We start from the raw sequence: 12,195 nt of genomic DNA on the forward strand, positions 1-12,195 counted from the left end.
TGTCCGATATGGTGCAGTGACCTATTCCACACAGGGCCATTGCAGCGCGACGAACGTTATCCGATCAGGGCGCGCTGGAGGAGTCCTCGAGTCCTGATTTGCAGAGGCAGAACCATGTTCGACCGCGTATTCGTCAATGCCGTAGATGCCGACGGCAATCCGCTCAACCTCGCCGTACGTGAGGGCCGTTTTGCCGGCATCGGTCCGGCGCGCCCTCAGACCGGCGGTGCGGAGATCGTCGATCTGGAAGGACATGTGGTGTTGCCGGGATTCGTCGATGGACATATTCACCTCGATAAAAGCTTCGTGGGCGACCGCTGGCGTCCTCATCGCCATGTCGCGAGCCTGCGTGAGCGTCTCGCTATCGAAAAGCAGGAACTGGCGAGCGCCGCGCCTATCGTCGAGCGCGCCGATGCGTTGATCCGCCAGGCCGCCTCGTTCGGCACCATTGCGATGCGCAGCCACGTCGACGTCGACGCGACGACGGGGCTGACCAACCTGCATGCCGTCATGGACGCGCGCGAGAAATGGCGCGGCGTCGTGGATATCGAACTGGTCGCGTTCCCGCAGGCGGGCGTCGTGTCGTGTCCCGGCACGGCGGAGATTCTCGATGCCGCGGCCCGTGAAGGCGCGCAAGTTGTGGGCGGTATCGATCCGACAACGCTCGACGGCGACGCGGAAGGTCAGCTCGATATCGTCTTCGGCATTGCGGAAAAGCGCGGCGTGAAAGTCGATATTCATCTCCATGAGCCGGCGCAGCAAGGCATCGATCAACTGCACCGCATTGCCGCGCGCACCCGGGCATTGGGGTTGAACGGCCGGGTCTCGGTGAGTCATGCCTACGGCCTCGGCGACGTCGCACCCGAGGTGGTCGACCGGGTCGCCGCCGCGCTGGCGGAAGCGGGTGTATCGATCATGACGAATGCGCCGGGCGATCGTGCGTTCCCGCCGATTCTGCAACTGCGCGCAGCAGGTGTGCGTGTGTTCACGGGTAACGACAACATCCAGGACGCGTGGTGGCCGTATGGCAACGGCGACATGCTGCAACGGGCCATGCTGGTCGGTTACCGCTCGGGCTTCTATACCGACGAAGAACTGCGCGTGGTGTTGCACATGGCGACGGAAGCGGGCGCTGCTGTGCTGGAGAAAAGTGGCTACGGACTGAAGGTCGGTCATGAGGCCACATTTGTCGTGGTGAAAGCACCGAACGCCGCTGCCGCCGTCGCTGCGGTACCGGCCGATCGGGCCATTGTCCGAAGCGGGCAATTCTGGGGCGATGTGTCCCGTTTGCAGTTCAAGGTCACGACGCCGCGACAAGGCGTTGCCGGCTGAAACCATCGTCCGGCAGGAAGCCGATGCATGGCTGGCCGACGCCGGAACATCAACGTGAACCATCAAGGAGAGTGGCGAATGTCACGGAGCACTTACTATGCACCTCACGGCGGCCATCCCGCCCAGACCGAATTGCTGACAGACCGCGCGATGTTTACCGAAGCGTATGCGGTCATTCCCAAAGGCGTGATGCGCGACATCGTCACCAGTCATCTTCCGTTCTGGGAGAAGACCCGCCTGTGGGTACTGGCGCGCCCGCTGTCCGGATTTGCCGAGACGTTTGCGCAGTACATCATGGAAGTCGGCGCCGGTGGTGGCAGCGAGCGCCCCGAACAGGACGAGAAGGCCGAAGGCGTGCTGTTTGTTGTCGAGGGCGAAATTGAAGTCACGCTGCACGGCGCCGCGCATGTTCTGAAGCCCGGTGGCTACGCATTCATTCCACCCGGCACGGACTGGTCGTTGCGCAATCGCAGCGGCGACACGGCCCGTTTCCACTGGATTCGCAAGCACTATGAGCGCGTTGATGGCCTGCCGCTGCCGGAGGCCTTCGTGACGAACGAGCAGGATATCGAACCGATCCCAATGCCCGGTACCGAGGGCCGCTGGGTGACGACGCGCTTCGTCGACATGAGCGACATGCGCCACGATATGCACGTCAACATCGTCACGTTCCAGCCTGGCGGCGTGATTCCGTTCGCCGAGACCCACGTGATGGAACACGGCCTGTATGTACTGGAGGGCAAAGCGGTTTACCGGTTGAACCAGGACTGGGTCGAAGTCGAGGCCGGTGACTTCATGTGGCTGCGTGCTTTTTGCCCGCAGGCCTGCTATGCCGGCGGACCAGACCGTTTCCGCTACCTCCTGTACAAAGACGTCAACCGGCATATGAAGCTGACGCTCAACGCACCGCGATAGAACCGCTCAGGCTTCAATAATGACTGCGCCGCCACAGCGTTGGTGGCGTGTCCAGCAGATGGCGCAGTCCTGCGCGATCGAACGCACGATCTGCAGCCACCGTTACGCGTTCGAGAATGTCGCCTTCATCGACCGATAGCACCCGGTAGTTCTCCATCAGGATCTTGCCGCCGACCATCGTCATGCACACGTCGCCGGCATTCGCGAAGCAGGTGACGCGATGGACGGGCATATTCATCGGCATGAGGTGCGGCTTGTACAGGTCGACCAGAATGATGTCGGCCAGCTTGCCCGCTTCGAGCGAACCGAGCTCGTGGTCGAGCGACAACGCCTTGGCGGCGTCGATCGTGACCATTTCGAGCACCTTGCCGTGCGGCAGCACGTCCGGGTCGCGGAAATGACGGCGGTGGTAATGCATGCATTGCCACATGTGACGGAACATGTCGTAACCGCGGTCGGGCGCCGCGCCATCCGAGCCGATCGCCACCGTCACACCTGCATCGATCAGTTCCGGCACAGGGCAGCGGCCGATAATCGACATGATCGCGCTTGGGTTATGCACGATCGAGGCGCCTGTTTCCACGCATGCAGCGATGTCTGCGGCGTTCAGATCGATGGCGTGCGACATGAACGACTTTGCGTTCAGCAGTCCAAGTTCCCGACGCGCGAAATCCAGCGTGCCGGTGCGATGGCCGTCCTGTGTCAGGCTTAGACCGCGTTCGCGGGCCAGCTCGGCGTAGCGCCCGGCTTGACGCCGGAAAACCTGCTCATGCGCCGCGTGCCCGGGATAGTGCTGCGGCGCATAGACCGGCAGCGTCAGCGCAATCTGGATGCGGCCGTTGGCGTCGCCATGGCATGCGTCGATAATGTCCTTGCACACCTCGTACATTTGCTCGAAATCGATCTCGCGCGTCACGCTGCCGTTCGCGCCGTGCCGGGTGTAGGCGCGTGGCTCGGGCGGCCGCGACGGACCCACCGCGACGATCGAGCGCGTGCCCGTTCTGACCACCGCGTCACAATGGCGCCGCGCGTAGACGGGGTCGTCGACGCGCATGATCGAGTCCCCGCCGCCGAGCAGCGATACGCCTGTCGTCACACCTGCCTTGAGACGCTCCAGTGCCGCAAGATGCGATTCCATTTCCCAGAACGTTTCGTCCGATGCGCACGTATAGATCGCCTCGCACGCGGCCGACCACGCATCGCCGTTCGCCCCGCCAATCGTTCTGAGCATCGCGTGCCCGGCGTGGGCATGGGCGTCGATCAGACCCGGCAGCACCGCCTTGCGGCGTGCGTCGATCACGCGATCTGCCTGGTATTGCTGAACAAGCGCGCGGGTCTCGCCGACGGCGACAATACGATCGCCCTTGATTACCACCGCGCCGTCCTCGATGACCCGGCGTGCGGGATCGAGTGTGATCACGCAGCCGTGTTCGATCAGTATGTCGACCTTTTGCTTATCGTTCATGTGCGAGTTCTTCGTGTGAGCTTGCTCGTGCGCCGTTACAGAGCATCGACCAGTTCGCCGTTACGCGCGACGATGCGTCCGTTCGCCACCACCAGGCGGCGTTTGGGCCGGCTAACCACGGCGTGCGCAACGGATTGCGCATCGACCAGCACGAGATCCGCGCGTGCGCCGACGTGCAGGCCGTAGTCGCTGAAGCCGCAACCTCGAGCGGCAGCATGGCTCACGCAGTCGAATGCCATCGCGATGGCGTCGTCGCGCCGCAAGTCGTAGCGCATGCCGATCAGCATCGCGCGTTCGAGCATGTCCGGTACGCCATACGGCGACCAGGTGTCGCGAATGCCGTCGTTGCCGCCGAAAATGGTGATGCCTTTGTCCTTGCAAAGCTTGAGCGGCGGAACCGGACGGGATGGCGGGGCGCTGGTCAGAAGCGCCACGCGCAGATGGGCGAGCCGCTCGAGCAGCGCGTCGCGTTCGCGTTCCGGCAACGCGCCGAGACAGAACGCGTGGCTGACCACTACCTGGCCCTGCATGCCCATCGCCTCGACGCGATCGAGCAGCAGTTTCAGTGTGAATGCGCCGACTTCGCCAGGCTCGTGCAGATGGATATCGATCGGCTTGTGGTGGCGTTCCGCCAGTTCAAAGGTCGCGTTCAGCGACGCGACGGGATCGCCGTCGATCAGGGCGGGATCGAGCGCACCGAGTACGTCGGCGCCTGCCGCGAGTGCGCTGCCGAGCAGTTCGACCGTGCCGGGACGGATCAGCATGCCTGACTGGGGAAACGCGACGATTTGCATGTCGAGCACATCGCCCAATGTTTGCCGTGTACTGAGCACGCCGTCGATGTAACGCAGCCGCGCATCGGTATCGACGTCGACATGGGTGCGCAGGCGTGTTGTGCCTGCCTGCACGAAAGCCCGCGCCAGCGCGAGCGACTGGGCGGCGGCATCGTGTCCCGACGTTCTGCGCCATTCGCGTTCATTGCTGATCCGGTCGGTTAAAGCGGGGCCGACCTCGTTGCGATACCACGCCTGGCCCCAGTTGGACTTGTCGAGATGCGTATGCCCTTCGACGAAACCTGGCAGCAGCAATGCGCCGCCACCGTCCTCGGCCACCGCGCCAGGTTGCGCTTCGACGTGTGCGCCGAGCGCCGCGATGTGACCGTCGGCGATGGCTACGGAAACCGCCTGGCCGTCAGCCAGCCGGACATTGGAGAGAAGCAGGGAGCGTGTCATATGGGTCATGCCGATTCGACGGAAGTGGCAATACGGGCCTGCAACGCGCGCTGCGCGGCGCTGATCGCGATGAACACCATGGCATTGGCGAACAACGCGACGAGGCCCGTGTTGATGGAAGTGAAGGCGATGGGCGCGGCCGGGAACACGGAGGCCAGCGTCATGCCGCGCCAGTTCACCAGCGCCAGCACGACGGCGCCCGCGAAAATGCCGCCGAATGCCGCTTCCCGCGTACCGAACGGCCGCTTCAGGAAACTCGATGCGAGCATGGGTACGAGTTGCGTCAGCAGGCTCGACGAGAAGATCGCGAGGGCGACGAAGTTCGAACCGCCATACAGTACGAAATAAACGACCACCAGCGTGAACAGCGGCAACGCGATTCGCGCGACACGCGCGACTTCCCGGTCGCTTGCCTGCGGTGCGAAGCCTTCGCGGTAGATGTTGCGTGCGATCATCGTCGAGGCATTGAGCATGATCAGCGAGCCGGGTACCAGTGCGGTAAGCAGACCGGCACCGCCGACGATCCCGACGAACCACGAGGGGAACGTCTGCTTGACGAGGCGCAGCAGTGCGAGATCCGTTTGCGCGCCCTCGAGCCCGTGCACGGTCAGTACCGCGGCGAAACCGACGAGGAACAGGAACGCGATCAACACCTGGTAAATCGGCATCAGCATGGTGTTCTTGCGCAACGCCGACGCGTCGCGCGCCACGTAGACGGCCGTGAAGCCGTGCGGGTACAGATAATAGCCAAGCGATGTCAGCAGCAGCGTGGAGTTGTACCAGCTCAGATTGAAGCCACGCTCCGGCATGCGCAGCAGTTCCGGATGCACGGCGTCGATACGCGCGAACATTTCGCCGAAACCACCGAAGTAGTGTAGCGGCAAATAGGTGCCGAGAAAAATCGCGAGCCCGAGGATCAGCACGTCCTTGAAGATCGCGATGCTGGCAGAACCGTGAATGCCCGAGACGCTCATGTACAGGACCATCAGTGTCGCGCTGATCCAGATGGCCGTGTCTTGCGAGATCAGGCCATACGACATTTCGGAGACGATAATGCCCAGGCCGCGCAACTGGATGATCAGCAGCGACACCATCGCGAAGACTGCCACGATCGATACCAGAACGCCGATGGCGCGGCTGTTGTACTTCGAGGCGAAATAATCGGCGAACGACACGAGGCCGTGGTCTTTCGCGTAACGCCAGATGGCCGGCAGCATCCAGTAACCGAACATGTACGCCAGACAGCCGTACGACAGAATGTAAAACGCCGGTACCCCTTTGCTGTAGGTCCAGCCACTTGCGCCGAGAAACGAGAAGGTCGAGAAAGCCTCACCGGCCATCAGCAGGAAGGTAAGCAGCGAGCCGAAGCCGCGTCCCCCGACGGCCCATTGTTCCAGACTGAGCGTCTTGCCGCGGCGTGCATACAGACCGACTGCCAGCGCGAAGAGGGCAAACAGGACGATGATGACGAGCGCGGCGTTCATTGTCCGTCTCCCGTGTGCGCGCTCACACGCGCCGCTTCGTCGCGATTGTCGAGGCAATAGATGATGGCGAGGATGGCAGCCGTGGCAGCCATCCAGAACAGATTCCATACGAGCAGGAACGGCAGGCCGAACACGAGAGGCCTCGCGGCGGCGAGCGAGCCGCCCGAGTAGATGCCGATGAACGGCAGCGCCGCCAGTAGAAAGCGAAGCTTCATGGAATTCCTCCTGAGGTATCTTGCGTGTCTCGTCAGAACTTCTGCCGCGGGCGAAACATGGCACGGTAAAGCCGAGCCGTGTTTCGCCCACAATCAGGTTCTTTTTTTGTCTGATGTTTAAGCGGCGCAGCCGGCTATTGAGTGGCCACGCATCGACATCGCTGGATGTTATCCATCTCGCCCTGCATTCAAAAATTAAATGTTCAAATGCCTGTCAGTTGAAAATCGAATACTATTGGGCTGACTCGAGCAGGGCAGGGATGAGTTGTCTACGGAGCCCGCGCGCGATTGCCAGCCTGCTTGATGCGTGATAGAAGTCAGCGTCCGTATTCAAAGATCAAATGATTCAATGAAACACAACGCCAAAGCACGTACACCGTTGTTCGATCTGGATCTGCTGAAGGCCATTGTCATGGTGGCCGATTGCGGCACTTTCACCGCGGCCTCGGCGCGGCTTCATTCCACGCAGTCCACCGTGAGCCAGAAAGTGCGGCGCCTCGAGGACATGGCGGGACACAAGCTGCTCGAACGAGGCAGTCGTGACGTGAGTCCGACCGATGCCGGCGAAACCTTGCTCGCCTATGCACGCCGAATGCTGGCTCTCAACGATGAAATGATTGAGGCGCTGTCGGGCGCGACGGTGGGGTTGACGGTCCGGCTGGGCGTGCCGGAAGATTTCGTGGGCGGACCGACCACCCATATGCTCGCCGCGTTTAACCGCAAGCATCCGCAGGTCAAGCTGGAAGTCACTAGTGGATTGAGCCGCGACCTGAGCAATAGCTACGATCGTGGCGACCTCGATCTGATCCTCGTCAAGCAGCGGCGCAACAGCCGTGAAGCGGTTGCGTGCTGGCCGGAGCAACTGCGGTGGATCGACAGTGCGAAGAGTCCTTCGATCCAGCTCGACCCGATTCCCCTCGTCGCGTTTCCGCCGCGCGGGCTATATCGTGACGACATGACCAATGCGATTGAAGGGCTCGGACGCCGCTGGCGGCTCAGCTTTATCAGTTCCAGTTTGAGCGGAATCCAGGCGGCGGTTGCCGACGGTCTCGGCATCAGTCTTCTGCCCGCGCGCGCGGTGACGGCGGATCACGTCGTGTTGACGCCGAAAAGCGGGCTGCCTTCAATCGAATCCATGGATATCGCGCTGCTTCATCGCCCAACCGCCGATGCCGCCGTCAAGGAGCTCGCGCGCGCGTTGGCACGTATGTTGGGGTCGCAGCGGCGCTGAAGTACTCAAGCGCCGTCTAGAACAACTCAAGTATCCGGTGATACATCATCCCGAGTTCCAGCGCCGGCCCGCGCAGAGCCGGACCGCCTGGAAAGCGCGCATGCCGTAACTGCGCGAACAGATCGAAGGCCGCTGTCTCACCAGCCATGGCCTTCGCAATCACGCGCCCGGCAATCCCGGTCAACGCCACGCCGTGGCCGGAAAAACCCTGCACGTAGAAGTAATTCGGGTCGATGGAGCCGAAATCCGGCGCGCGATTTCGCGTCACGTCGACAAAACCGCCCCACGCATAGTCGATTCGCACATCGTCCAACTGTGGGAACACGTCGATCATGCGCTTGCGAATCTCCTCGCCGAGTTGCACGGGAGACGCGCCGGTCGAACTCGCGCGCCCACCGAACAGCACGCGATGATCCGCCGACAGACGGAAGTAGTCGAGGAAGAAGTTGTTGTCGCAAATCGCCTCGCGGCCTTTGATCAGGGCGTCCGCACGTTCTTTGCCGAGTGGCTCCGTGGCGACGATATACGACGCGATCGGCGCGATGCGCGCGGCCACCGGGGCGGGGAGCACCCCGCCGATCGTGGCGTTGCCGCACGCGGCGACGAAGCGGCAGCGCACCTCACCGCTGGCTGTGCGCACAACCGGCCGCGCGCCGCGCACGACTTCGATCGCCGGCGAATGCGCGAACAATTGGGCACCTTCACGACGTGCTGCATCGGCGAGTCCAAGGCAATATTTAAGCGGATGCAAATGGCCGGAGAACGGATCGTAGACCCCCGCCAGATAGCGTCGCGACGCGACGCGTGAACGCACCTCATCGGTATCGAGCCACGAGAGCTTCGTATAACCCCAGCGTTGCGAGGCCGACTCCATCCACGAACGCAAATCCGGCACGCGCTTCGGTTTGGTTGCGACCGTCAGATAGCCTGAGGTGAAATCGCAATCGATACCGTAGCGCTCAATACGCTCGCGTACCAAGGCGACACCTTCCACCGACATCGCCCATGCAGCGCGCGCACCGTCGAGACCGAGCTGACGCTCGATGATCTCGTCTTTCGCGAACCCCACCAGCGTCTGCCCGCCGTTGCGGCCCGATGCACCCCAACCCGGACGGTGCGCATCGAGCACGACCACCGACAAACCGCGTGCCCGGCATTCCAGTGCCACCGACAAACCGGCGAAACCCGCGCCGATCACACAGACGTCGGCTTCCACAGTGCCGCTGAGCATCGGATCGTCGGCAAGCGGACGCGTGGCGCTTGCTTCGTAGTACGAGTTGGCGATCAGCGCGTCGGCACGGTGGTCGAGAGTGTTAAAGCCGGGAGTCGGAGCATTCATCAGAGCAGGTCCTTCATTCGATACCAGGCCATCGCGAGCACGAGGGCAGGGGTACGCAGTGTAGCGCCGCCCGGGAAGTCGTGGTGGCGAATCTTGCCGAACAGATCGAAGCGCGATGCCTGGCCGTCGATTGCTTCGGCGATCAGTTTTCCCGCGAGCCCGGTAGTGTTCACGCCGTGACCGGAGAAACCCTGCGCGAAATACACAGTAGGCGATAGCCTGCCGAAGTGTGGCGCGCGATTCATCGTAATGTCGACGAAACCACCCCACGCATAGTCGATTTTGACATCGTCGAGTTGCGGGAAAGTCTTCAGCATATCGCGGCGCATCGCCTCGCCGAGGTTGCGCGGCGCGAACGTCGAATAGCTGACCTTGCCGCCCCACAGCAGACGGTTGTCGGGCGCCGGCCGGAAATAGTCCAGCACGAAGCGGCTGTCGCACACGGCCGCTTTCGCCGGCATCAGTGCTTCGGCACGATCAGGGTCGAGCGGTTCAGTGGCGATCACATAGGTGCCGACCGGCATGATCTTGCTGGCGACATCCGGCGCGAGCTGGCCGAGATAGGTGTTGCAGGCGAGCACGACGAACTGCGCATTCACCTTGCCGCGCGCGGTTTCGGCCACATGCCGGCCGTTTTCCTTGCGCAAAGCGGTGACGCAGCTGTCCTCGAAAATCTGTACACCGGCGGCGCGTGCCGCGCGCGCCAGCCCGAGCGTGTAGTTCAGCGGGTGCAGATGACCGCTGTCCGCATCGAACAGGCCGCCAAGGTAGCGTTGCGATTGAACATACTCGCCGACGCCGTCGGCATCGACATAGCTGTAGCGGTCGTAACCGAAGCGGTGTTGCGCCTCGTCACGCCATTTTTGCAGCGCATCCGTATCTCGGGGCTTGTTCGCCGCGGTCAGGTAACCCATGGTCAGGTCGCAATCGATCTGATGCTTCGCGATGCGCTCCTTGACGATATCGAGGGTTTCAAGCCCCATGTCCCAAACACGCTTCACGTCATCCGCGGGCATGAACTTCGCGAATGTATCGATATCGCAGGCAAAGCCGCCGATCAGCTGGCCGCCATTGCGGCCGCTCGCGGCCCATCCTACCTTCGATGCTTCGAGCACCGCGACCGAGTGACCGCGTTCGGCGAGATTCAACGCCGCCGAGATGCCGGTGAGTCCCGCACCGATCACGCAGACGTCGACATCGAGCGTTTCGTCGAGCGTGGGATGGCGCGTACTGTCATTCGCAGTTGCTGCGTAATACGAGGTGACGTGAGGCTGGTTTGAGAATCGGAGCATAGGCAGAGCATGCAGAAGAGGCCCTGGCGCGTGGCCCGCCATCGAGCCGGGCCACGCGATGAGGCAGGTCGTGTTAGAACGAGTAGATGAACTGTGTCGCGAGGATGTCGTTGGACTTGCCGTACGAACCGTCGTTCTTCAGGAACACCTGTTTGTTGGCCCAGTCGTGACGATATTCCACCTTCACAGTAATCTGCTGGGTCGGATAGAACAGCAGGTCGAGCGCCGCATCCTGGTGGATCGCACCCTTGCACTCGAAGCCAACGCCGCCGCCAGCCTTCGAATTGGCGAGGCAATCCGCGCCAATACCGAAGCCGTCCGCCGTGTCCATGCCGTTCGAGTTCAACGCAATGCCGCCACCGCCGCCGCCGTTCTTGCTGTCCACCAGCACGTCATAGCGGGCCGTCACACCCATGCGGCCCACCACCGGCAGCGAGAACTTGCGGTGCGCGAGCAGCGAGAGGCCGTACCACTGCGCCTGGCCGCCGTTGAACGCGGCATTCTGCTGCTGACCGTAGTCGACTTCGGCGTTGTACTGAACGTCAGCCTGCGTGTAAGCCAGATCCGCTTCGCCGAAGAAGAACGTGCCATACGGGTTCGGCGCGTTGCCGCCTACGCCGTACAGAACCGGGATCGGGTTGCCGTTCTTGTCGGTCGGTGACGAGGCAGACAGCGTCTGACGGCCGATGTTGAACGATCCGCCAATATCCAGCGCGCTCGACCACGTGTAGTCGACGCGGGCCGTGAACGTCGGGATCTTGTTGCTGCTGGTGATCGGGTCGCCAAACGCGTTGGTGCCGGTCTGCACCACCGAGCCATAGGTACGGTACTGCTCGTTGCCCAGCATGAACTTCCATGCCCAGTTGCTGCCGTCACCCGTGTAGTTCACGCCGACGCCGACATAGCTGCCCGGATCGGAGAAGTCATACAGCAGGTTGTGCGTGAGCGTGAGCATCTGGTTCGACTGCTGCACTTCATAGCCGCCGAAGCTCGGCATCAAACCGGCTACGAAAGTCGTGGTGGCCGTCACAGGCACGGTCACGACTGCCGTATTCAGAATGTTGTTGCCGATGTTGCCGTGCTCGTTCTGCAGCAGCGTGATGCCGTTGCCACGGTTCGGCATCAGGGTGATTTCGGCCGACGGCGCCATCGGGCCGACACCGAAGGTCTTCTTGATGTCGAGGTACAGATCGCCGAACGTGCTGTTGAAGTAGTTGTAGCTGCTTTCGTGGTTGGCGAACAGGAACGACGAGCTGCTTGCCGCGCGGTTGAACAGGTAGGTCGGATCGATGTAACCCGTCACCGAAAGACCGGCGATCGGACCGGTATTCTGCGCGTCCACCAGCGAATCGACCTTCAGCTGCTGGTTGGCGATCTGCTGCTTCATCGAATCGACCTGATCGTTGGTCAGCGTCGCCTGAGACTTGCCGTAGTCCGGCGAGGAGATGTCGACCGGCGCCGCGACCACCGCCGGGGCAGGGGCCGCTGTCGTCGCTGCCGCCGCTTTAGGTTTGCTCGCCACTTCGGAGCGCAACTGCTTCACCTCTTTTTGCAGCGCGTTGAGCTGGGCCTGGAGCGCCTTGATCTGGTCGCTGGTGGCGTCTGCCATGGCCATGCCAGGCAAACTCCCCGCCACCAACAGACAGATGAGCTTCTTTCTCATGCAAATTCTCCTTATTGGTCGTATTGC

At 62.3% G+C, this 12,195-nt stretch carries 10 protein-coding genes; 3 read left to right on the forward strand and 7 right to left on the reverse strand.

Features of this window, described 5'->3' with window-relative positions; genetic code table 11:
• The first annotated feature begins 114 nt into the window (after nt 1-114).
• The gene (locus tag BCY88_RS14910; RefSeq protein WP_120344976.1) at nt 115-1,332 is read left to right on the forward strand and encodes an amidohydrolase family protein; all 1,218 of its coding nucleotides are present in this window, start codon (nt 115-117) and stop codon (nt 1,330-1,332) included.
• Between the two features lie 78 nt (nt 1,333-1,410).
• A complete protein-coding gene (locus BCY88_RS14915; protein ID WP_120344977.1) occupies nt 1,411-2,247 on the forward strand; it encodes a bifunctional allantoicase/(S)-ureidoglycine aminohydrolase in 837 nt (278 codons plus the stop codon).
• Between the two features lie 13 nt (nt 2,248-2,260).
• Here the strand turns inward: BCY88_RS14915 and BCY88_RS14920 are convergent, their stop codons facing one another.
• Genes BCY88_RS14920 through BCY88_RS14935 form a run of 4 tightly spaced genes read right to left on the reverse strand, consistent with a single transcriptional unit; the run spans nt 2,261 to nt 6,643 of the window.
• Nucleotides 2,261-3,712 (reverse strand): amidohydrolase family protein, encoded by a 1,452-nt coding sequence (locus BCY88_RS14920; RefSeq protein WP_120344978.1) that lies wholly within the window; start codon nt 3,710-3,712, stop codon nt 2,261-2,263.
• A gap of 35 nt (nt 3,713-3,747) precedes the next feature.
• Nucleotides 3,748-4,944, reverse strand: coding sequence for an amidohydrolase family protein (locus tag BCY88_RS14925; RefSeq protein WP_120345034.1), 1,197 nt, complete (start codon nt 4,942-4,944; stop codon nt 3,748-3,750).
• 5 nt (nt 4,945-4,949) lie between these two features.
• Nucleotides 4,950-6,428 (reverse strand): sodium:solute symporter family protein, encoded by a 1,479-nt coding sequence (locus tag BCY88_RS14930; protein WP_120344979.1) that lies wholly within the window; start codon nt 6,426-6,428, stop codon nt 4,950-4,952.
• Nucleotides 6,425-6,643 (reverse strand): DUF3311 domain-containing protein, encoded by a 219-nt coding sequence (locus BCY88_RS14935; protein ID WP_120344980.1) that lies wholly within the window; start codon nt 6,641-6,643, stop codon nt 6,425-6,427. The genes BCY88_RS14930 and BCY88_RS14935 overlap by 4 nt, the downstream gene beginning before the upstream one ends.
• 349 nt (nt 6,644-6,992) lie before the next feature.
• Between BCY88_RS14935 and BCY88_RS14940 the strand changes: the two genes are divergently transcribed.
• A complete protein-coding gene (locus BCY88_RS14940) occupies nt 6,993-7,874 on the forward strand; it encodes a LysR family transcriptional regulator (protein WP_120344981.1) in 882 nt (293 codons plus the stop codon).
• A gap of 16 nt (nt 7,875-7,890) precedes the next feature.
• On the opposite strand, the gene BCY88_RS14945 is transcribed toward BCY88_RS14940, so the two are convergent.
• The 3 genes from BCY88_RS14945 to BCY88_RS14955 form a co-directional block, all read right to left on the reverse strand.
• Nucleotides 7,891-9,213 carry an NAD(P)/FAD-dependent oxidoreductase gene (locus BCY88_RS14945; protein ID WP_120344982.1) on the reverse strand — a complete coding sequence of 441 codons (1,323 nt, stop codon included), beginning with the start codon at nt 9,211-9,213 and terminating at the stop codon, nt 7,891-7,893.
• Entirely contained in the window at nt 9,213-10,505 is a 1,293-nt protein-coding gene (locus BCY88_RS14950; protein ID WP_120344983.1) for an NAD(P)/FAD-dependent oxidoreductase, read from the reverse strand. Before BCY88_RS14950 ends, BCY88_RS14945 begins: the two co-directional genes overlap by 1 nt.
• 73 nt (nt 10,506-10,578) lie before the next feature.
• Complete coding sequence (locus tag BCY88_RS14955) at nt 10,579-12,168, reverse strand: DUF3138 family protein (protein ID WP_120344984.1); 1,590 nt, start codon at nt 12,166-12,168, stop codon at nt 10,579-10,581.
• Between the last annotated feature and the right edge of the window lie 27 nt (nt 12,169-12,195).

The organism is Paraburkholderia fungorum, assembly GCF_003610895.1.
GTDB lineage: Bacteria > Pseudomonadota > Gammaproteobacteria > Burkholderiales > Burkholderiaceae > Paraburkholderia > Paraburkholderia fungorum_B.